This window comes from Mesorhizobium sp. LMG17149 (assembly GCF_024518695.1).
GTDB lineage: Bacteria > Pseudomonadota > Alphaproteobacteria > Rhizobiales > Rhizobiaceae > Mesorhizobium.
Genome location: NZ_JANIFL010000002.1, coordinates 357,666 through 380,520, shown reverse-complemented (window position 1 = coordinate 380,520; position 22,855 = coordinate 357,666). Strand labels below are relative to the sequence as shown.

At 62.0% G+C, this 22,855-nt stretch carries 16 protein-coding genes; 11 read left to right on the top strand and 5 right to left on the bottom strand.

Features of this window, described 5'->3' with window-relative positions:
* Positions 1-163 precede the first annotated feature (163 nt).
* The 7 genes from NP945_RS05110 to NP945_RS05080 all read left to right on the top strand — a co-directional run bounded on the left by NP945_RS05110 (position 164) and on the right by NP945_RS05080 (position 13,159).
* Positions 164-2,632, top strand: coding sequence for a glycogen/starch/alpha-glucan phosphorylase (locus NP945_RS05110; protein ID WP_127269993.1), 2,469 nt, complete (start codon positions 164-166; stop codon positions 2,630-2,632).
* Between the two features lie 107 nt (positions 2,633-2,739).
* Complete coding sequence (glgB, locus tag NP945_RS05105; protein ID WP_127268704.1) at positions 2,740-4,953, top strand: 1,4-alpha-glucan branching protein GlgB; 2,214 nt, start codon at positions 2,740-2,742, stop codon at positions 4,951-4,953.
* A gap of 35 nt (positions 4,954-4,988) precedes the next feature.
* The gene (gene glgC / locus NP945_RS05100) at positions 4,989-6,254 is read left to right on the top strand and encodes a glucose-1-phosphate adenylyltransferase (RefSeq protein ID WP_127273144.1); all 1,266 of its coding nucleotides are present in this window, start codon (positions 4,989-4,991) and stop codon (positions 6,252-6,254) included.
* Between the two features lie 3 nt (positions 6,255-6,257).
* On the top strand, positions 6,258-7,703 hold the full coding sequence (glgA, locus tag NP945_RS05095; protein WP_256745736.1) for a glycogen synthase GlgA: 1,446 nt from the start codon (positions 6,258-6,260) through the stop codon (positions 7,701-7,703).
* A gap of 3 nt (positions 7,704-7,706) precedes the next feature.
* Complete coding sequence (locus NP945_RS05090; RefSeq protein ID WP_256745735.1) at positions 7,707-9,335, top strand: alpha-D-glucose phosphate-specific phosphoglucomutase; 1,629 nt, start codon at positions 7,707-7,709, stop codon at positions 9,333-9,335.
* Between the two features lie 208 nt (positions 9,336-9,543).
* Complete coding sequence (glgX, locus tag NP945_RS05085) at positions 9,544-11,547, top strand: glycogen debranching protein GlgX (RefSeq protein ID WP_256745734.1); 2,004 nt, start codon at positions 9,544-9,546, stop codon at positions 11,545-11,547.
* Entirely contained in the window at positions 11,534-13,159 is a 1,626-nt protein-coding gene (locus NP945_RS05080; protein WP_256745733.1) for an alpha-glucosidase family protein, read from the top strand. The genes glgX and NP945_RS05080 overlap by 14 nt, the downstream gene beginning before the upstream one ends.
* A gap of 13 nt (positions 13,160-13,172) precedes the next feature.
* Here NP945_RS05080 and NP945_RS05075 read toward each other — a convergent pair whose 3' ends face one another.
* Positions 13,173-14,927, bottom strand: coding sequence for a TadG family pilus assembly protein (locus tag NP945_RS05075; protein WP_127267928.1), 1,755 nt, complete (start codon positions 14,925-14,927; stop codon positions 13,173-13,175).
* Positions 14,928-15,341 (bottom strand): TadE family protein, encoded by a 414-nt coding sequence (locus NP945_RS05070; RefSeq protein WP_164748810.1) that lies wholly within the window; start codon positions 15,339-15,341, stop codon positions 14,928-14,930. It lies immediately after the preceding gene.
* A gap of 411 nt (positions 15,342-15,752) precedes the next feature.
* On the opposite strand from NP945_RS05070, the gene NP945_RS05065 reads away from it, so the two are divergent.
* The 4 genes from NP945_RS05065 (at position 15,753) to NP945_RS05050 (ending at position 21,184) form a co-directional block, all read left to right on the top strand.
* Positions 15,753-17,345 carry a peptide ABC transporter substrate-binding protein gene (locus tag NP945_RS05065; protein ID WP_128307836.1) on the top strand — a complete coding sequence of 531 codons (1,593 nt, stop codon included), beginning with the start codon at positions 15,753-15,755 and terminating at the stop codon, positions 17,343-17,345.
* Between the two features lie 164 nt (positions 17,346-17,509).
* Positions 17,510-18,433: an ABC transporter permease subunit gene (locus NP945_RS05060; protein WP_127322904.1), complete on the top strand. Its 924-nt coding sequence runs from the start codon at positions 17,510-17,512 to the stop codon at positions 18,431-18,433.
* Positions 18,426-19,547: an ABC transporter permease gene (locus NP945_RS05055; protein ID WP_256745732.1), complete on the top strand. Its 1,122-nt coding sequence runs from the start codon at positions 18,426-18,428 to the stop codon at positions 19,545-19,547. Before NP945_RS05060 ends, NP945_RS05055 begins: the two co-directional genes overlap by 8 nt.
* Positions 19,548-19,564: 17 nt before the next feature.
* Positions 19,565-21,184 carry an ABC transporter ATP-binding protein gene (locus NP945_RS05050; RefSeq protein ID WP_256745731.1) on the top strand — a complete coding sequence of 540 codons (1,620 nt, stop codon included), beginning with the start codon at positions 19,565-19,567 and terminating at the stop codon, positions 21,182-21,184.
* A 33-nt stretch (positions 21,185-21,217) separates the two neighbouring features.
* Here NP945_RS05050 and NP945_RS05045 read toward each other — a convergent pair whose 3' ends face one another.
* From NP945_RS05045 to NP945_RS05035, 3 genes are all read right to left on the bottom strand, one after another.
* On the bottom strand, positions 21,218-21,562 hold the full coding sequence (locus NP945_RS05045) for a hypothetical protein (RefSeq protein ID WP_256745730.1): 345 nt from the start codon (positions 21,560-21,562) through the stop codon (positions 21,218-21,220).
* 226 nt (positions 21,563-21,788) lie between these two features.
* On the bottom strand, positions 21,789-22,232 hold the full coding sequence (locus NP945_RS05040; protein ID WP_256745729.1) for a hypothetical protein: 444 nt from the start codon (positions 22,230-22,232) through the stop codon (positions 21,789-21,791).
* 6 nt (positions 22,233-22,238) lie between these two features.
* On the bottom strand, positions 22,239-22,409 hold the full coding sequence (locus NP945_RS05035) for a hypothetical protein (protein ID WP_306283062.1): 171 nt from the start codon (positions 22,407-22,409) through the stop codon (positions 22,239-22,241).
* Positions 22,410-22,855 lie beyond the last annotated feature (446 nt).

The following is a 22,855-nucleotide window of genomic DNA, read 5'->3' as shown; positions in this document are numbered from 1 at the left end:
CGGGCCGTCTTGGCGCGTCACACTTCAGAATTGCCAAATTGCCGCAGGGGGCAAGCCGGATCGAACCTGTTTAAATCGATTGAATATATGGCGGTATCAGCTAGCATGGGCTGGGAGGAGCGATGAAAGCCGGTATGATCATGGCAACCGCACGAGAGGCATCATGACGAGCGCGATGACATCCGAACCCCTTCCGCCACTGCTCGAAAATCCTGACCCAAAGACACTCGCACGTGAAGTCTTGGTTGCCCTCAAATACAGGGTCGGCAAGGACACCACCGTTGCGACCCAGTACGACTGGCTAACCGCCTCGATCAAGGTCGTGCGCGACCGGATCGTCGATCACTGGATGCAGGCGACGAGAGAGGCTTACGACCAGAAGGAAAAGCGCGTCTATTATCTGTCGCTGGAATTCCTCATCGGCCGCCTGATGCGCGATGCTTTCTCCAATCTGGGCCTGATGGACAACATGCGCGAGGCGCTGTCGTCGTTGGGTGTCGACCTCGACTTGATTGCAGCACTCGAGCCCGATGCGGCGCTCGGCAATGGCGGCCTCGGCCGGCTCGCGGCCTGCTTCATGGAAAGCATGGCGACCGTCGACATTCCGGCGCATGGCTACGGCATCCGCTATGCCAATGGCATGTTCCGGCAGGAGATTCACGACGGCTGGCAGGTCGAACTGCCAGAGACCTGGCTTGATCACGGTAACCCGTGGGAATTCGAACGTCGCGAACGCTCCTTCGAGGTTGGTTTCGGCGGTTCGGTGGAATCGATCACCTCCAAGGACGGGCGCCTCGAACGCCATGTCTGGAAACCGACCGAGCATGTGCTGGCCGTCGCCTATGACACGCCCGTCGTCGGCTGGCGGGCCAATCGCGTCAACACGCTGCGGCTCTGGTCGGGCATGCCGATCGATCCGATCCTGCTCGACAAATTCAATGCCGGCGACCACATCGGCGCGCTCGCCGAAAGCAACAAGGCCGATGCCTTGTCGCGCGTGCTCTATCCCGCCGATTCCCACAAGGCCGGGCAGGAACTGCGGCTTCGGCAGGAGTATTTCTTCTCTACCGCCTCGCTGCAGGACATCGTGCAGCGCCATCTGAGCCAATATGGCGACCTGAAATCACTGCCCGACAAGGCTGCGATCCACCTGAACGACACCCATCCGGCCATCGCCGTGCCGGAGTTGATGCGCCTGTTGATGGACGTCCACGGCATGGACTTCGACCAGGCCTGGGATATCACCCAGCGCACCTTCGGCTACACCAACCACACACTGCTGCCCGAGGCGCTGGAAAGCTGGCCGGTGCCGCTGTTCGAGCGGCTTTTGCCGCGCCACATGCAGATTGTCTATGCCATCAACGCTGAAGTGCTTCTGGAGGCGCGTGCTTCCAACCAGTTCTCGGACGAGCAGATTGGCCGCATCTCGCTGATCCAGGAAAATGGCGATCGCCGGGTGCGCATGGGCAATCTGGCCTTTGTCGGCTCGCATTCCATCAACGGCGTTTCGGCTCTTCACACCGACCTGATGAAGGAGACGGTGTTCGCCGACCTGCACAAGCTCTATCCCGATCGCATCAACAACAAGACCAACGGCATCACGCCGCGGCGCTGGCTGATCCAATGCAATCCCGGACTGACGTCGCTCGCCCGCGAGGCGATCGGCGACCGTTTTCTCGATGACATCGACGCCATCAAGGATCTCGACGGTTTCGCCGGCGATGCCGCCTTTCGCGACAAGTTCGCCGCCGTCAAGCGCGCCAACAAGGCGCGATTGGCCAACCTCGTCGCCGACCGGCTCGGCATCAAGGTCGATCCTTCGGCGCTTTTCGACATCCAGATCAAACGCATCCACGAATACAAGCGCCAGCTTCTGAACATTCTCGAGGCGATCGCGCTCTATGACCAGATCCGCTCGCACCCCGAGCGCGACTGGATGCCGCGCGTGAAATTCTTCGGCGGCAAGGCGGCGCCCAGCTACCACAATGCCAAGCTGATCATCAAACTCGCCAACGATGTCGCAAAAGTCATCAACCGCGATCCGGCCGTGCGCGGTCTGCTTAAGGTGGTGTTCCTGCCGAATTACAATGTCAGCCTGGCCGAGATCATGATGCCGGCTGCCGACCTTTCCGAGCAGATCTCGACCGCCGGCATGGAAGCGTCGGGCACCGGCAACATGAAGTTCGCGCTCAACGGCGCGCTGACCATCGGCACGCTCGACGGTGCCAATGTCGAGATCAAGGAATGCGTCGGCGACGACAACATCTTCATCTTCGGCCTGACCACCGCCGAGGTCGCCGAGCGGCGCAACAACGGTTACGACCCTCGCGCCGTCATCGAGGGATCATCTGAGCTGGCGCAAGCGGTCGCTGCCGTCTCGTCGGGCGTCTTCTCGCCGGACGATCCGGAGCGTTACCGCGACCTCGTCAACGGCCTCTACAACAGCGACTGGTTCATGGTCGCCGCCGATTTCGATGCCTATGCCACCGCCCAGCGCGAGGTCGATGCGGTCTGGCGCAACAGTCCCGACTGGTACGCCAGGGCAATCCGCAATGTGGCGCGTGTCGGCTGGTTCTCCTCCGATCGCACGATCCGCCAATATGCGAAAGAAATCTGGAACGTGCCTGCCTGATGTGATTGCATGAGGCCGCAAACAATGTGGTCCCGGTGGTGTGAACTTGAAAGTCGGATCACACCACTAGAAACAAACACTCGGTGCCTGGGGAGGGACACTGCCTGATGAAGAAGCCGCGCGCGACCGCTGCGACAAGCGGGCCGGACGGACTGGCGGCAGCCAGCGATGTTGCGGCGATTGTTGCCGGCACGCATGGCGATCCGTTTGCCGTTCTCGGTGTTCAGGAGGCTGGGAAGGGTTTTGTGGCCCGCTGCTTTGTTCCGAATGCCGAATTCGTCACCGCTTATACGCTGACCGGCATCATCGCGGGTGAATTGTCCAGGCGCGACGATGGCGGCTTTTTCGAAGGCAAGCTCTCGATCAAGAAGCGGCAGCCGCTTCGCTATCACGCGCGCAATGCCGGCGGCGACTGGTGGCTGACCGATCCCTATTCGTTCGGTCCGGTGCTCGGGCCGATGGACGACTACTACATCGCCGAGGGATCGCATCTCAGGCTGTTCGACAAGCTCGGCGCCCATGTCATCGAGCACGAAGGCGCCACGGGCGTGCATTTCGCCGTCTGGGCTCCCAATGCGCGGCGTGTCTCTGTGGTCGGCGATTTCAACGAATGGGACGGCCGCCGGCACTCGATGCGGGATCGCCGCGACACCGGCATCTGGGAGGTGTTCATTCCCGATATCGGTGCCGGCCGGCCCTACAAATACGAGATCATCGGCCCCGACGGCGTCAGGCTGCCGCTGAAGGCCGATCCGTTCGCCTTCAAGTCCGAACTGCGTCCGGCCACCGCTTCGGTCGTGGCCGTGCCGCCGGCGCATGAGTGGGGCGACGAGGCGCATCGCAATTTCTGGCGCAATGCCGATCACCGGCGCGAAGCGATTTCGATCTACGAGGTCCATGCCGGCTCCTGGCAGCTTCGCGACGACGGTACGTTCCTGTCATGGGACGAACTGGCCGACCGGCTGATCCCCTATGTGGTCGAGACCGGCTTCACCCATATCGAATTCATGCCGATCTCCGAACACCCGTATGACCCGTCCTGGGGCTACCAGACGACCGGCCTCTACGCGCCATCGGCCCGCTTTGGCGATCCGGACGGCTTTGCCCGCTTCGTCGACGGCGCCCACCGTGCCGGCGTCGGCGTTATTCTCGACTGGGTGCCCGCGCATTTCCCGGTCGATGAGCACGGCCTGGCCAATTTCGATGGCACCGCGCTCTATGAACATGCCGATCCGCGCAAGGGGTTTCATCCCGACTGGAACACCGCGATCTACAATTTCGGCCGCCGCGAGGTGGTGTCGTTCCTGGTCAACAATGCGTTGTTCTGGGCCGAGAAATACCATGTCGACGGTCTTCGCGTCGATGCGGTCGCCTCGATGCTGTACCTCGACTATTCGCGCAAGGCCGGCGAATGGATCCCCAACGAGAAAGGCGGCCGCGAGAACCTTGAGGCGGTCAGCTTCCTGCAGAAGATGAACAAGGAGGTCTACGGCCACCATCCGGGCGTGATGACCATCGCCGAGGAATCGACCTCTTGGCCGAAGGTCTCGGCACCGGTGCATGAAGGCGGGTTGGGCTTCGGCTTCAAGTGGAATATGGGCTTCATGCACGACACGCTGGAGTATTTCTCCAAGGAACCGATCTTCCGAAAACACCACCACAACGACCTCACCTTCGGCCTGACCTACGCCTTTTCGGAGAATTTCGTGCTGCCGCTCTCGCACGACGAGGTTGTGCACGGCAAAGGCACGCTGCTTGGCAAGATGGCCGGCGACGACTGGCAGAAGTTTGCGACGCTGCGCGCCTACTACGCTTTCATGTGGGGCTATCCCGGCAAGAAGCTGCTTTTCATGGGGCAGGAGTTCGCGCAGCGCCGCGAATGGAGCGAGGCGCGCGCGCTCGACTGGAACCTGCTTGAATTCCGGCCGCATCGCGGCGTCTGGCAGACGGTGCGCGATCTCAACTATCTCTACCGTTCGCGCCCGGCACTGCATGGCCGTGATTGTGAGCCGGAAGGGTTTTCCTGGCTGATCGTCGATGACAGCCAGAATTCGGTTTTTGCCTGGCTGCGCAGCGCACCGGGCGGCAGCCCGGTGGCCGTCATTTCCAATTTCACGCCGGTGCCGCGTGACAATTATCGCGTGCCGTTGCCGAAATCAGGCAAATGGCGCGAGATCATCAACACCGACGCTTCGGAATATGGCGGTTCCGGCAAGGGCAATGGCGGCATGGTCGAGGCGCGGGCGGAGGGAGGAAACATCTCAGCGACGATGCTTTTGCCGCCGCTGTCGACGATCATGCTTGAACTCGTTGCCGACTGAGCCATGTCGATATCGAGTAACTTGGGAGGGTAGAAATGGCAGACTTGAAACGGACCCAGCCGCTGGCGCGCGATGCCATGGCCTATGTATTGGCCGGCGGCCGTGGGAGCCGCCTCAAGGAACTGACCGACCGGCGTGCCAAGCCGGCCGTCTATTTCGGCGGCAAGACGCGCATCATCGATTTCGCGCTCTCCAACGCGCTTAACTCCGGCATTCGACGCCTCGGCGTCGCCACTCAGTACAAGGCGCATTCGCTGATCCGCCATCTGCAGCGCGGCTGGAACTTCCTGCGCCCTGAACGAAACGAGAGTTTCGACATCCTGCCGGCCAGCCAGCGCGTCTCGGAAACGCAGTGGTATGAAGGCACCGCCGACGCCGTCTATCAGAACATCGACATCATCGAGGCCTACGGCCCCGAATACATGGTCATCCTGGCCGGCGACCACATCTACAAGATGGACTACGAGATGATGCTTCGCCAGCACGTCGACGCCAATGCCGACGTCACCGTCGGCTGCCTCGAAGTGCCGCGCATGGAAGCCACCGGCTTCGGCGTCATGCATGTCGATGCCAAGGACAACATCATCGCCTTCGTCGAAAAACCCGCCGATCCGCCCGGCATTCCCGATAAGCCGGAATTCGCGTTGGCTTCGATGGGCATCTACGTCTTCAAGACCAAATTCCTGATGGAGCAGTTGCGCCGCGATGCGGCCGAGGCGGGCTCAAGCCGCGACTTCGGCAAGGACATCATCCCCTACATCGTCCAGCACGGTAAGGCGATCGCGCATCGCTTCGCCAAATCCTGCGTCCGCTCGACCGCCGAGAACGAAGCCTACTGGCGCGACGTCGGAACGGTCGATGCCTATTGGGAAGCCAATATCGACCTGACCGATATCACGCCCGAGCTCGATCTCTACGACCGCGACTGGCCGATCTGGACCTATGCCGAATTGAAGCCGCCGGCAAAGTTCGTGCATGACGAGGATGGCCGCCGCGGTTCGGCTGTGTCTTCGCTTGTCTCGGGCGATTGCATCGTCTCGGGGGCTTCGCTGAAAAAAAGCCTGATCTTCACCGGCGCGCGCATCAATTCCTATTCGACGCTGGAAGAAGTCGTCATGCTGCCCGACGTTCATGTCGGCCGGAACGCAAAGTTGAAGCGCGTGGTCATCGACCATGGTGTTAGGATACCGGAAGGGCTGGTGGTCGGCGAAGATCCTATTCTCGACGCCAAGCGCTTCCGCGTTTCCGAAAAGGGCATCTGCCTGGTCACGCAGGACATGATCGACAAGTTAGGGCTCTAACGCATGCAGGTTCTGTCGGTCACGCCCGAGATCTTTCCGCTGATCAAGACCGGAGGGCTTGCCGACGTGACCGGCGCGCTGCCCATCGCCTTGGCGGCCAAGGGCGTGACCGTGCGCACGCTCATCCCGGGCTTTCCGACCGTCATGGCCGCCTTCAAGAGGAAGCGGGCGGTTCTGCAATATCCCTTGCTGCAGGGCGGCAAGGCCTCCGTCCATTCAGTCCAACTCGCCGGGCTCGAACTGTTCGTGCTCGATGCACCGCATCTGTTCGACCGTCCCGGCGGTCCCTACGGCAACGCCACCGGCGTGGACTGGCCAGACAATTGGCGGCGTTTCGCGGCCTTGAGCCAGGTCGGCGGCGACATCGCCGGTGGCGCCATCTCTGGCTACCAGCCCGACATCGTCCATGCCCATGACTGGCAGTCGGCGATGACCCTGGCCTACATGCGCTACGGCAAGGCAGTTGGCATTCCCTCGATGATGACCGTCCACAATCTCGCCTTCCAGGGCCAGTTCGGCGCCGGCATTTTCGGCGAGCTCGGCTTGCCGGCGGCGGCGATGGCGCTCGACGGCGTCGAATATTATGGTGGTGTCGGCTTCCTCAAGGCTGGCCTGCAGGCCGCCTGGGCGATCACCACGGTCAGCCCGACCTACGCGCAGGAGATCCGCTCGGCGGAATTCGGCATGGGTCTCGACGGCCTCATCAACATGCGCTCCAGCGATCTCTATGGCATAGTCAACGGCATCGACACCGGCATCTGGGATCCGGAAACCGACAAGCATCTGGTATCCCCCTACACGGCGAGCACACTGAAGGCGCGCGCGCCCAACAGGACTGCCGTGGAGGACCGCTTCAGTCTTGAGCGTGACGACAGCCCGATCGTCTGCGTGGTCAGCCGGCTGACCTGGCAGAAGGGGATGGACATACTGGCGCTGGTGATCGACGGCATCGTTGCCACTGGCGCGCGGCTGGCCATCCTGGGATCGGGCGATGCTGGTCTCGAAGGCGCGCTGCTTGCCGCTGCCGCCCGGCATCGCGGCCGTATCGGTGTGGTCGTCGGCTACGATGAGGGGCTGTCGCACATCATGCAGGGTGGCTGTGACGCCATCGTCATCCCCTCGCGCTTCGAACCGTGCGGGCTGACGCAGCTTTACGGCCTGCGCTATGGCTGCGTGCCGGTGGTCGCGCGCACCGGGGGCCTCGCCGATACGGTCATCGACGCCAATGAGGCCGCCGTCTCTGCCGGTGTCGCCACCGGCTTCCAGTTCGCGCCCAACAATGGCGGTGCGTTGCTGCACGCCATTAGCCGCCTCGTCAACGCCCATGCCAGTCCGACGGTCTGGGAATCGCTGCAGCGCCAGGGCATGAAGGCCGATGTGTCGTGGGACAAGAGCGCCGAAAAATATGTCGAACTCTATCGCTCGCTACTTTCGAAAAGGGTTGCCTGAAGCATGATACGGACCGTCCCCACCAAGCCTTATTCCGACCAGAGGCCCGGCACGTCGGGCCTGCGCAAGAAGGTGCCTGTCTTTCAGCAGGAGCACTATGCCGAGAATTTCATCCAGTCGATCTTCGACGCGCTCGACGGTTTCAAGGGCAAGACCCTGGTGATTGGCGGTGACGGCCGGTTCTACAATCGCGAGGTCATCCAGAAGGCCATCGCCATGGCCGCCGCCAACGGCTTCGGCAAGGTGATGGTCGGGCAGGGCGGTATCCTGTCGACGCCGGCCGCCTCGCATGTCATCCGCAAGTACAAGACCTTTGGCGGCATCATCCTGTCGGCCAGCCATAATCCCGGCGGCCCGCATGAGGATTTCGGCATCAAGTACAATGCCGGCAATGGCGGCCCGGCGCCCGAAAAGCTGACCGACGCGATGTTCGAGAAAACCAAGACGATCTCAAGCTTCAAGATCGCCGATATCGATCCGATCGACATCGACACAACAGGCACGGTCAAGGCCGCCGGCATGACGGTCGAGATCATTGACCCGGTCGCCGACTATGCCGAACTGATGGAAAGCCTGTTCGATTTCGATGCCCTGCGCAAACTGTTCAAATCCGGCTTCCGCATGCGCTTCGACGCCATGCACGCGGTGACCGGCCCCTACGCCAAGGAGATCCTGGAAAATCGGCTCGGCGCGCCCAACGGCACCTGCCGCAATTTCAAGCCGCTGCCGGATTTCGGCGGCCATCACCCGGACCCGAACCTCGTCCATGCCAAGCACCTCTATGACGAGATGATGGGACCGGACGCGCCGGATTTCGGCGCTGCCTCGGATGGCGACGGCGACCGCAATCTGATCATCGGCAAGGGCATTTTCGTCACCCCGTCGGATTCAGTTGCCATGCTCGCCGCCAATGCCCGCCTGGCGCCCGGCTACAAGGCCGGTTTGAAGGGCATCGCCCGCTCGATGCCGACCAGTGGCGCTGCCGACCGCGTCGCCGAAAAACTCGGCATCGCCCTCTATGAGACGCCGACCGGCTGGAAGTTCTTCGGCAATCTGCTGGATGCCGACATGGCGACGATCTGCGGCGAGGAGAGTGCGGGCACCGGCTCCAACCATGTCCGCGAAAAGGACGGCCTATGGGCGGTGCTTTTGTGGCTCAACATCCTTGCCGCGCGCGGCGAAAGCTGCAAGCAGATCGTCACTGAGCACTGGGCGACCTACGGCCGCAATTATTATTCGCGGCATGACTATGAAGAGGTCGAGAGCGACCGGGCGAACGCGCTGGTCGACGAGTTGCGTGCCAAACTCGCTTCGCTGCCTGGCACCAGCGTGCGCGGCATGAAAATCGCCAGCGCCGACGATTTTGCCTATCGCGATCCGGTCGACGGTTCGATCAGCGAGCATCAGGGCATCAGGGTGCTGTTTGAAGGTGGTTCGCGGGTGGTCTTTCGGCTGTCCGGCACCGGCACGTCGGGCGCGACGCTGCGCGTCTATATCGAACGCTACGAGCCGGACAAATCGAGGCACGACCTCGACACCCAGGCCGCCCTTGCCGATCTGATAGCCGCAGCCGATGATATTGCCGGGATTCACAGCTATACCGGCCGCCCCAAGCCAAGCGTGATTACTTGACGTTGGCGGTGCGCGTCTTTCCTTCTCCCCTTGTGGGGTTCGAAGGACGGGGAGAGACCCGTGGCTCGCCCCAGGGCGGTGGATCGGCGCGTAGCGCCGAGACGGTTGAGGGGTGCGCGAAGGATCGCTGTCCTTGCCAATCTGGAACACGCCTCATCCGTCGCCTTCGGCGACACCTTCTCCCACAAGGGGCGAAGGGGGAGACTGTATGACCCAGCTCGGCGCCACCGTCACCCGCGAAGGCATCCGCTTTGCCGCCTGGTCGCAGGGGGCCCGTCGGCTTTGGGTCTCGATCTTCGACGAGCAGGGCAACCGGGAGATCGAACGGCTCGAACTGCAGCCGGAAGGTGAGGGCGTCCATGCGCTGTTCGTTGCGGGCCTTGGCCAGGGTATCCGCTACGGCTTTCGCGCCGATGGCGACTACGCGCCGGAACGCGGACTGTGGTTCGATCCCGCCAAGCTCCTGACCGATCCTTATGCCGTCGAGATCGACAGGTCCTATGTCTATGACTGGCGGCTGGCCCAGCGCCGGGGCGAGGGCGCCGATACCGCGCCGCTGATGCCGAAGGCGATTGCCGCTGCGCTGCCGAAGCCGGTGCAGGCTGCCCCGCCGCTATTCCAGCCGGGCGGCCTTATTTACGAAGTGCCGGTGCGCGCCTTCACCATGCTGCATCCGGACATTCCCGAAAGATTGCGCGGAACAGTCGCCGCACTTGCTCACCCGGCGGTTATCGAGCATCTGAAAGAACTGGGGGTTGACGCGGTCGAACTGATGCCGGTGACCGCGTCGATCGACGAGCGACATTTGCCGCCGCTCGGGCTGCGCAACGCCTGGGGCTACAATCCCGTGACTTTCATGGCCCTCGATCCGCGTTTGGCGCCAGGCGGCATCATGGAGTTGCGAAACACGGTCGCCGTGCTGCGTGAGGCTGGCATCGGCGTCATCCTCGACCTCGTCTTCAACCACACCGGCGAGAGCGACTGGCTTGGCCCGACGCTGTCGCTGCGCGGCCTGGACAACCAGGCCTACTACCGGCACTCATCAGACGGCGGGCTGGCCAACGATACCGGCACCGGCAACACGGTCGCTTGCGATCATCCTGTCGTCCAGGAGATGGTCCTCGACACGCTTCGCCATTTCGTCAGGGATGCCGGCGTCGACGGCTTCCGCTTCGACCTGGCGCCCATTCTGGGCAGGGTTGAAGGAACATTCGATGCCGAGGCGCCGATGCTGAGAGCGATGCGCGACGACCCGCTGCTGGCCGATCGCGTGTTGATCGCCGAGCCGTGGGACATCGGTTCCGACGGCTATCAGCTCGGTAATTTCCCGCCGCCCTTCCTCGAATGGAACGACAAGTATCGCGATGACGTCAGGCGCTTCTGGCGCGGCGACGCCGGCATGGTCGGTGCGCTGGCGACCCGGCTTGCCGGTTCGTCCGATGTGTTCGCAACGAACCGGCAAAACGCCAGTCGGACCGTCAATTTCATCGCCGCCCATGACGGCATGACGCTCGCCGATATCGTGCGCTACGAGCGCAAGCACAACGAAGCCAATGGCGAGCAGAACCGCGACGGTCACAATGAAAACCTGTCCTGGAACAACGGCGTCGAAGGGGATGCGGACGATCCGGCCGTATGGGAGTCTCGCCAGAACGATCAGTGCGCGCTGCTCGCCACGCTGTTTGCCTCGCGCGGCACCATCATGCTGACCGCAGGCGACGAGTTCGGCCGCACCCAGCAAGGCAACAACAACGCCTATGCGCAGGACAACGAGATCACCTGGCTCGACTGGGCCGGCCGTGACCAGGTGCTGGAGCGCTACACGGAGGAACTCTCGAGGCTGCGCCGGTCGATGCCGGCGCTCTCCGATACAAGCTTCCTCACTGGCCAGCCACCGGCAGGTTCAGAGATACCGGACGTCGCATGGCTGACCGAGACAGGCGCGCCGCTCAATGAACAGTGCTGGCAGGACCCGCAGCGGTACCGCCTCGTCATGATCCTGGGTGGCGTCAGCCGCCTTGCCGTCATCATCAACGGCGATCGCCGGGCCTGCATGTTCACCTTGCCTGAGCGAGATGGATTTTTCTGGGCTCCGGCCATCGAAACGCCGGATGCGGTGGACATCTCGCGGCCGGTATCGGGGCGGACGGTGATCTTCATGATCGAACGAGCGCAAGCCGGCACAGGGGAGAAGCGCAATGGCGGCGAGTGACAAGACCGGATGGTGGCGTGGTTGCGTCATCTACCAGATCTATCCGCGCTCCTTCCAGGACACGACCGGCGATGGCAGCGGCGATCTCGCCGGTATCACCTCGAGGCTCGCCCATGTCGCCTCGCTTGGTGTCGATGCCGTCTGGCTGTCGCCTTTCTTCAAGTCGCCGATGGCCGATATGGGCTACGACGTGTCGGATTACTGCGATGTCGATCCGATGTTCGGCACGCTCGAGGATTTCGATGCGCTGGTCGCCGAGGCGCATCGTCTCGGCCTGAAGATCGTCATCGACCAGGTGCTGTCGCATTCGTCCGACAGGCACGACTGGTTTGTCGAAAGCCGCGCCAGCCGCGATAACCCCAAGTCGGACTGGTATGTCTGGGCCGATGCCAAGCCAGATGGCGGGGCACCCAACAACTGGCTCTCCGTGTTCGGTGGCCCGGCCTGGGAATGGGATTCGACCCGCCGGCAATACTACATGCACAACTTCCTAGCCTCGCAGCCCGACCTGAATTTCCACAACCCGGAGGTCCAGGACGCGCTTCTCGACACGGTGCGGTTCTGGCTGGAGCGCGGCGTCGACGGCTTCCGGCTCGATACGGTCAATTACTATGTCCACGACCGCTGGCTGCGCAGCAATCCGCCCCTGGCGTCGAGCGTCGCCGGCACCAACGGCGAGACCAACACCTACCTCTACCAGGAGCATCTGTTCGACAAGACGCAGCCGGAAAACCTGGCGTTCCTGCGCCGCTTCAGGACGCTGCTCGATGAATATGACGACCGCGCCGCGGTCGGCGAAATCGGTGATGAAGGCCGCTCGCTGCAGACGCTCGCCGCCTACACGTCAGGCGGCGACAAGCTGCATATGTGTTACACCTTCGACCTGCTCGGTCCGCAGTTCTCGGCCGCGCATGTGCGTGGCTGCGTCGAAGCCTTCGAGGCGGCCGTTTCCGACGGCTGGGTCTGCTGGGCGTTCTCCAACCATGACGTGGTGCGCCATGTCAGCCGCTGGACAAGGCCGGGCAGCGATCCCGACGCGGTCGCAAGATTCTCGATCATGCTGTTGTCCTGCCTGCGCGGCTCGATTTGCCTCTATGAGGGCGAGGAGCTGGGCCTGGAGGAGGCGGAACTGGCCTATGAGGATCTGCGCGATCCCGTCGGCATCCGCTTCTGGCCAGGCGTCAAGGGCAGGGATGGGTGTCGCACGCCGATGGTCTGGGAGGCCGGCGCCGACAATGCGGGCTTCTCCACGGCCAGGCCGTGGCTGCCGATACCGGCCAGCCATCGCGCCCGCGCGGTCGACGTCCAGAATGCCGACACGGCCTCGGTGCTGAAGTCCTATCGGACCACGCTGGCCTTGCGCGGGGAGCATGAGGCTCTGGTATCAGGCTCGATCCGCTTTCTCGACGCCGAGGGTGACGTGCTGGCTTTCGTTCGCGAGGGCGGCGGCGAAAGACTGCTCTGTGTCTTCAATTTTGCTGGAGGACCGGCCAATTGGCCGTTGCCGCAAGACTTAGGAGCGGTTACGGAACTTGACGGCGATGCCTCGCTCACCAGGGAGGTCGAGCTTTTGCTGCCGGGACTTGGATGCTTCCTCGGTAGGCTCGACTGATGCCTCGACTGCTCTACTGCACCAGCACGGAGCGTCCACAAGTCGCGCCGGTGACCCGGACATCCGCCTCGCCGAGACGCACGCCAAGGGCTCCAAGCAGGTTGGCAAGCAAGGTATCGATCGGGGCCGCCACGCTGTTCAGAAGTGCCACCACCGGCGGCTTCACAAATCCCAGAAGGGCGTCAAGATTCAGCGGCAGGCCGAGTAAATTCGCCGTCAGCGACAGGCCGCTGACCAGCGACGTAGTCAACGATTGGGTAAAATTTTGCGTGTAAGCGGTCCTTATCGTCTTGGCATCGATGTCGGCCTTGTTGAAAGTCAGCGTCGTCGCGGGGTTATTGGCCATGTTAAACGCCGCTGAGCCCACTACGGACACCACGGGGATGAGCAGAAGTTTCACGGCCGCGATTTCGGTGTTGGAAAACGTCTCCTTATTGGTGAAATCGGCAAAGCCGGCGCTGCTGCTGTCACCGAGATGTCCTTCGACGATACCGGGACGTGTAGCAACGGTGACCTTGATACTGTCAGGGCCTGTTGGACAACTTATGTCCATGAGCTTGGCCTCGGCATAGGCGACTTCGACATGCAGGGGCAAACTGACCGATACCAAGGTGATACCGCCTCCGACATTTTTGTTACCGCCCCCGATCTTCACTATTAGCTTGATGCGGGTCTGCGCCGTCCGCACAATGGCGCCGACCTCGCCAACCGCCAGCCATGGCGAGGATTGCGGCGGTTCGCCGATGGCGATGGCGAGCGTGGTCGACAGCACCCCCGGAATGGCGGCGCCGAGGGCGACGTCGACCTGCTTCGAACCGTTTGCCAGTCCGGCGGCGGCGGTCAGCATGCCCATCGCGCTGGCATCGACGCCAAGGCCGGCCGGCTTTTGACCGAGGCCCAACTTGCCGACGGAGCCGAGATCGATCAGATGACTGAGCGGGATCTGGACCGTACTGGTCGACTTGGAAGCGATCGTCTGCAGGGCGACCTTGGCCGTGTTGCCAAGCCCCGGCACATTGGCCATGGCCGTGGCGATCTGGCCGACGGTCGCCTTCGATGCCAGCACATCCGAATACGACACGCCGGTCAGGTTCAACTGTGTGGCAAGGCCGTCGACGAAGGAGAGCACGCTCACATCGGCGGAGAGCAGCGCGTTGTAGTCCATGACGCTGAGCGAGATGTTGCTGCCGAGAAGTCCGCCGAGAAGCGCGTTGAGGATACCGCCATCGAGGCTGGCGAGCCTCGATCCGACCGAGAACGTCGCCTGCGGCGTCATGCTGGCGATGGCTTGGGTGCCGATGACGGGAGTTGGGATCAGCGAACTCGCGAAATAGCGGGCCGGGATCTTCTTCAGGGTGACATGGACGGCATTGTAGGGTGTTACGCTGGCCTGGAAACGCTGGCCCACATTGGCGCCGGATGCCACATATCGCCCGGGCGTGACCGTCACGACGGTTTTGCCGGCCGCCGGCTCGATCGTCTGTCCCGAGCTTTGAACGATAACCCCTGGCATGCCGTTGTCGGTCAGTGTGGTGACAACCGCGGTGTTGACATTGGTCATGTTCGAGGCGGCGGTGATCGCCGCCAGGTCCACCATTGCCTGGGCTTCGCGGCGCTCGGTGTAGATCGAGGCTTCGTCGATGGCCACCGCGGCCAGCGCCAGCGCCACCGGCGCGCTCAATGCCGCCATGACGGTGAAGTTCGCTTTCCTGTCACTCAGCATCAACCGGGCAAGCCGACCGATCCCATTGCACGCATGCAGCAGCATTCAAATGCCCCCGACCCTGATCGTTGACTGGCGCTTGATCGTGGTCCCGGGCATGGCTATGCCCGGGAAAAGGTTCCAGATCGGCAGGTTGCGGGCGTCGTACTGGATGGAAACCACGAACTGGCTTCCATCAGCCGTGCTGTCGTTGGCCTGGTAGGTCAACTTGCTGACATCCACGAAGGGATATCCGCCGGCATTGTTGGTGACGAAGCTGGCTACGAGCGTCTGGCGTTCGGTCTGGTTCAACCCGGCAATTGCCGTGCGGGCGGCATCCGCTGCGATCTGTTGGATCGAGTTGGCGGCGCCGAAGTATATACCATATGCAACCATTCCGAGTAGAAGAAGAATGAAAATCGGTGAAAGCAAGGCAAATTCGACCGCAGAAGTGCCGTGTTCTTCTTGAAGTTTCCGCATTAATTGACGGATTTTGGGCAATTTACTTGCTCTGTTACTCATAGCCGCCACGCGTCTGAAGTTCGAACCATATAGAAGGTACTCATAATGTAACCCCAGGTTGCTTAAGAACGCATTAAGACATTCCGGCAAACTGGCATGGCTCCGATTCGCGGTGAAAAATGGCGTCGAGGTGAAGAAACCAAGTCAAGCTTCTGGTTTCGGCTGCTGTTTCAGCGGCCACGCCATAGCTTTCGTCCGCCTTACTTTGGGTGACCCAGAGAGTCTGTTGAAATAAAAATTCTCCGCGTTAGTGTCTGGGCACGAGCCGCAGGACGGGAACCAGCGGCGCGCTCAAAGGGGTCAGATATCGGCTTCAGGGCGTCAACACTTAATAGGCGCGCCAACGGCAGCGCCGACAGGGAGAACTTCATGCTGAAAAACATGCTGAAGGCGACGGTGCTCGCCACGACCATGGCGCTGGCCGCCGGCACCTTCTACACGCCGGCTTTCGCCGAGACCGTCTATAACAGAGGCAGCGCCGCCGAAGCGGAGACGGTCGATCCGCACAAGACCTCGACCGTCTACGAAGCCGATATCATACGCGACCTGTTCCAGGGCCTGGTCATGCATGACCAGAAGACGAACCTCATTCCGGGCGCGGCCGAAAGCTGGACAGTGTCAGACGACGGGACTGTCTACACCTTCAAGCTGCGCAAGGATGGCCTCTGGTCGGATGGCAGCCCGGTGACGGCGGACGACTTCGTCTATTCGTTTCGTCGGCTGGAAGACCCGGCCACCGCTGCCGAATACGCCTCGATGCTGTACCCGGTGAAGGGTGCGGAGGACGTCAACACCAAGAAGGGCAAGCCGGAGGATATGGGTGTCAAAGCGATTGACGCAAATACCCTCGAAGTCACGCTGAAGGCGCCGACGCCTTACTTCCTGGAGATGCTGACCCACCAGGCCGCCTATCCGGTCAACAAGGCTTCGATCGACAAGCTCGGCGCCGACTGGATCAAGGCGGGTAATCTCGTTTCGAACGGCGCCTATACGCTGGCCGAGTGGATTCCCAACGACCACATGAAGCTGGTCAAGAATCCGAAATTCTGGGACGCCGCGACCGTCAAGATGGACGTCGTCAACTATATCCCGACCGAAGACCGCTCATCGGCGATGAAGCGCTTCGAGGCCGGCGAACTCGACAGCTACGGCGACCTGCCGACCGAACAGCTCGCTGACCTCAAGACCAAGTTCGGCGACCAGATCCGCGTCGGACCTTATCTCGGCACCTATTATTATGCGATCAAGACCGACAAGGCGCCGTGGGACAATGTCGAACTGCGCAACGCCATCTCGATGGCGATCGACCGCGATTTCCTCGCTGAGAAGGTCTGGCAGAACTCGATGCTGCCTGGCTATTCGATGGTGCCTCCGGGCATCGCGGGCTACACGCCGGCAATGGCCAAATACGCCGACATGTCGCAGATCGACCGCGAGGACGCTGCCAAGAAGACCCTCGAGAAACTCGGCTATACGCCCGAGCATCCATTGAAGATGGAGATCCGCTACAACACTTCGGAAAACCACAAGAACACGGCCGTCGCCATCCAGGAACAGTTGAAGCCGCTCGGCATCGACGTCTCGCTCGTCAACACCGACACCAAGACCCACTACTCCTTCCTCGAGCAGAAGGGCGACTACGACGTGGCGCGTGCCGCCTGGATCGCCGACTACAAGGATCCGGAGACCTTCCTCGGCATCACCCGCAAGGCCAGCGGCAACAATTATTCGAGCTATGTCAGCCCGGCATATGAAGCGGCCATGGACAAGGCTGCGGCTGCCGGCGGCAAACCGGAAGAGCGCATGAAGGACCTCACTGAGGCCGAGCGCATCCTTGTCGATGACGTCGGTAACATTCCGCTTCTCTACTACAGCTTCCACGACATCGTTTCCTCGAAGCTGCATGGCTTCGACGACAATGTGATGGACATCCATCCGTCCCGCTTCATCAGCAAGGACTGATCCTTAGCCGGGCCGCCGCGCAACGAGATGCGCGGCGGTGCTGGTTTGCCATCGCATCGGCCCGGGAACCGGAATCGATTTTCGGCATGTCGGTGCGAAGATTTGAAGGCTAGAGCGCAACCGTCCAGCTGGACGCGCGTTGCTCTGGGTCAAGCGGGGCACCGATGCTGCGATACGTATTACGGCGGCTTCTGACCGCCATCCCGACGCTGTTCGTCATCGTGACCATGGCGTTTTTCCTGATGCGCGTCGCGCCGGGCGGCCCATTCAACCAGGAGCGGGGGCTGAGCCCCGAGATCAGGGCCAATCTCGAAGCCCAGTTCGGCCTCAACGATCCGCTCTGGCTGCAATTCGTCCATTATCTCGGCAATCTGCTGCGCGGCAATTTCGGCCCGAGCTACAACATGCCGGACTTCACCGTCACCGAACTCTTCGCCAAGGGCCTGCCTATATCGGTTCAGCTCGGTGCCTCGGCGCTCGTCCTGGCGCTGCTGCTCGGTTGTGTGCTCGGCACCATTGCGGCGCTTAACCAGAACAAGCTTGGCGACTATACGGTGATCGCGCTGGCGACGGCCGGCAGCACCATCCCAACCTTCGTCATCGCGCCGGTGATCCAACTCCTGTTCGGGCTGACCTGGAGGCTGCTGCCGATCGGTGGGTGGGGCGACGGCGCTTTCATCAACAAGGTCGGTCCGGTGTTGACGCTCGCTCTGCCGCAGATCGCCATCGTCGCCCGGCTGATGCGTGGCTCGATGATCGAATCCTTGCGGTCCCACCACATCCGCACGGCGCGCGCGCTCGGCCTGTCCGATTGGTCGGTGGTGGTCAAGCACGCGCTGCGCGGCGCCATCCTGCCGATCGTCTCCTTCACCGGTCCGGCGGCGGCGGCATTGCTGACCGGCTCGGTCATTGTCGAGACGATCTTCTCCATTCCAGGCGTCGGCCGCTATTTCGTCGATGCCGCGCTCAATCGTGACTACACGCTGGTGATGGGAACGGTGGTGGTGATCGCCATCTTTACCATTGTCTTCAACCTGATCGTCGACGTCATGTACGCGGTCGTCGATCCGAGGGTGCGCTATGACTGACATCGCAGCCACAGCCCCCACCGTCATCGGCCGTTCGCTCTGGGGGGACGCCTGGGCGCGGCTCAAGGCCAATCGCGCCGCCATGTTCAGCCTGTACTACCTTGCCCTGATCGGTGTCGTCAGCGTGTTCGGACCGTGGTTCGTGCCGCATCAATACACCACCATCTATGCCGACTATGTGCGTATGCCGCCAAGCCTGTCAGCCTATCCGAAGGCCGACATGATCGAGACGGCGCTTACCGAAGCGATCAAGCGCATGCGGGTCGACATCAAGGAGTGGCGGCAGGAAGGCAACCAGGTCTTCGTCACCGTCAAGTCGACCAGGCCGATCGACGATCGCAACATCCGTTATCTCGACCGTTCCGATGCCTTTGACGGCACCAAGATCGAGAGCAAGTCGCCCGACGGTCTCGAAGTGACGATGAGCGCCTCGATCAAGCAGCAGTATTTCCTGTTCGGCACCGACAACACCGGCCGGGATCTGTTGTCGCGCACGCTGATGGCCGGGCGCATATCGCTGGCCATCGGCCTGCTCGCGGGTGTCGTGGCGGTGGTCATCGGCGTGGTCTACGGGGCCGCTGCCGGCTTTGCCGGCGGCAAGGTCGACGAGGTGATGATGCGCATCGTCGACGTGCTCTATTCCTTGCCCTTCATCTTCTTCGTCATCATGCTGGTAGTGTTTTTCGGCCGCAACTTCGTGCTGATGTTCCTGGCGGTCGGCGCCGTGCTGTGGCTCGACATGGCGCGCATCGTGCGCGGCCAGGCGCTGTCGATCCGCCGGCAGGAATATGTCCAGGCGGCGGAAGCCATGGGTGTCGGCCAGCGCGGTATCCTTCTGCGCCACGTCATCCCCAACCTGCTCGGCCCGGTGGTGATCTACATGACGCTGCTGGTGCCTCAGGTCATCATCCTGGAAAGCTTCCTGTCGTTTCTCGGCCTCGGCGTGCAGGAGCCGATGACCAGCTGGGGCGTGCTGATCTCGGTCGGCGCCAAGAACATCGGCACCGCCAACTGGCTGCTCCTGTTTCCCGCCTTCTTCCTCGTCTCCACGCTGTTCGCGCTGAACTTCATCGGCGACGGCCTGCGCGACGCACTGGACCCGAGAGATCGATAAAGATGGGGATCGCTAAGATGGCTGCTTCCGAAACGATCCTCAGCGTCAAGGATCTGCGTGTCCGCTTCCGCACGCTCGACGGCGCAGTCGAGGCGGTGAAGGGCATCAGCATCCACGTCAATGCGGGCGAGACCGTTGCCGTGGTTGGCGAATCCGGGTCCGGCAAAAGCCAGACGATGATGGCGGCGATGAGCCTGCTGGCATCGAATGGCGAAGCGACAGGCAGCGTCGATTATCGCGGTCGCAATCTTCTGACGCTTAGCAAATCCGAGCTCAACCAGGTTCGTGGCCGAAAGATCAGCATGATCTTTCAGGAGCCGATGACTTCGCTCGATCCGCTCTATTCGATCGGCAATCAGTTGATCGAGCCGATCCGCCGGCACCGGGGCCTGAATGCCGCCGAGGCGCGGGAAGAGGCGCTCAAGCTGCTGCGGCTGGTGCATATTCCCGATCCCGAGCGGCGGATGAAATCCTATCCGCATGAAATGTCCGGTGGCCAGCGCCAGCGTGTGATGATCGCGATGGCGCTCGCCAACGACCCCGACATATTGATCGCCGACGAGCCGACGACGGCGCTCGACGTGACCATCCAGGCGCAGATCCTGATGCTTCTGGCCGAATTGCAGCGCAAGCTCGGCATGGCGATCGTCTTCATCACCCACGATCTTGGCATCGTCCGCCGCTTTGCCGACCGGGTCTATGTCATGCGCCAGGGCGAGGTTGTCGAGGAGGGGGAGGCGGAGGCCATCTTCGTCAATCCCCAGCATGCCTACACGAAAATGCTGCTGGCGGCCGAGCCGGCCGGCAGCAAGGCGCCGCCGCCCGTCAATGCTCCGGTGCTGCTCGAAGGCAGAAATGTCGAAGTGACGTTCAGGATTGGCGGCGGGTTTCTTGCTGGTGAACCGCTGATGCTGCGTGCCGTCGATCACATCTCGATCCGGCTGCAGCGCAACCAGACCATCGGCATCGTTGGTGAATCCGGCTCGGGCAAGTCGACGCTCGGCCGCGCCTTGCTGCGGCTGTTGCCGAGCGACGGGCTTATCCGTTTCGGCGATCGCGACATTTCCCAAGCCGACAGGCAGGCGATGCGGCCGCTGCGGCGCCAGATGCAGCTCGTCTTCCAGGACCCGTTCGGCTCGCTGTCGCCGCGTATGACCGTCGGCCAGGTCATCACCGAAGGACTTCTGGTGCATGAGCCTGATCTTTCGGGCAAGCAGCGTGATCAACGCGCGGTCGACGCCTTGCGCGAGGTCGGCCTCGACCCCAACGCACGCAATCGCTACCCGCACGAATTCTCCGGCGGCCAGCGGCAGCGCATCGCCATTGCTCGCGCCATGATCCTGAAGCCCAGGCTGGTGGTATTGGATGAGCCGACCTCGGCGCTCGATCGCTCTGTGCAGAAACAGATCGTCGAACTGCTGCGCAAGCTGCAGGCGGACCACGAATTGTCCTATCTCTTCATCAGCCACGATCTGTCGGTCGTGCGCGCCATGGCTGACTACATCATCGTCATGAAACAGGGCAAGATCGTCGAGGAAGGGCCGACCGAGGCGATCTTCAGCGATCCGCGGCACGCCTACACACAGACGCTGATGGCCGCGGCGATCGACGTGACGCGATTTCGCCTGAGCGCCTGAACCGGGCTCCGCACCGAGGCATTGGCTGTCCGCTCAATTCGCGGACCTGGGGCACTTGCGTGCTCGCACAGCGGCAATGGCATCCTGTTGCTGCTTAAGCCGGTCGATCCTGGCTGTTTCACGGTTGGCTACCGCCGTCTTCACGCGTGAGCCGCCAAGCAGCCAGCGTGGAACATTGGTGCTGGCCACCTTGCCGCGCGTGATTGCCGTTTGCGAGATGTCACGGGCGACGTCTCCCATCGCCCTGTTGAGGTCGGTGCACGTCATCGAATCGTATTTCGCTGCATCGACGGTTCTGCCGAGCGATGAACAGCCAGCGACGAGAACCAGCGTCATCACAAGAATCAAGGGCGGGGCTGTGGTTGAATTCAAATTCATGTCGCACTCGGCCCGCCGTTTTCGCTGACTCCATCAGGTCCATCGACCCTAAAGCCGACGGACCTTTTCGTCAAAATATGCGGCCCGCGAAGAAACCTGCCACCGGCCAGCCTTTGCGTCCGGCGCAGGAACATTCTCTGCCACTCGAATTGCTATCTGGCGCGTGTTGGGTTCAATCGCTGATGAACGCAGAGAGCCCGTCCCGGCGACGTCGGGCGGTCCTTTCCTACGCTGCTTCGGCCACGAACGTCGACGGGGGGCAACCGCCGAGCACTGTCTGAGCGATGTCGGCGTCATTTTCATCGACATGCGCCATCACCAGAACCACCCCCTCGGCAACGTCTTGATCATCCGCCTTCATGGCGGCCATGGCGAATGTTCCAAACAGACCGCCGGCAACGCTGCCACAGACCGCGCCCGCCACCGCTGTTGGCAGCACGCTCGCAGCAACAGGATTGGTGCCATAGGCCGCAACGGCGCTCAGGCAGGCCAACCCGCCGGCGGCAGCGCCAAGCAACGATCCCACGGCAGAAAGCCAAAGAGATCCCACTTCGTCATTGTAAGGCCCGATGATGGCGATCTGTACGCGAGGAATTCCGGCCGCCACCAAGTCGCTGGCGACCCGCGCCGCATCGGCGGGGGAATCAAAAAGTCTGCTAATCGTCGGCATGGTCGCTTAACGCTTCTGGCTGTTCAGCGTCGTGTCGGTGAGGAATGACGCGGCAATCAGGTCGTCAATCTCGATTCGGCCCTCGTCGCCCTCCATGATGGCCGCGACCTTCTGGAAGGTCTTCATCTCGTCTTCGGTAATCTGGGCTTCCTGCATCCTGGCTTTGATCTCTGTCATGCGTATGCCCAGGGCATGGGATTTCTTGGTCTCACGGTTCGACATGCTGCTGCTCTTTAGTTTTTCATTGATCATTTTTCGCCCACCACCCGAATTTGGGGCAAGGGCAAGCGTTTCCAACCTGGACTTCGGTCGGGCAGGGGCTGGACTTAAGTCTGGTTGCGGGCATGATTGGGATGCGTGCCAAAGGCCTCTCGTGGCCCCACTCCCATCAAGACCCGACTCCCATCAAGAATCGGGGCCGGATCCCTGCGTCGGTACCCGTCGTTCGATCACCACGGGATGGTGCCGATGGGTTAGGACGAAACCTGTCACGACAGTGCTGTCGTGGTGATGATGCCGGCGCCTATGATCATGGGACGCACGACGGAACATTAGGCGTGCCTGATGGTTTATTTCTCGCAGCCGGATCACGATTTGGTGTCTGCTGCAGATCAGTCGGCAAA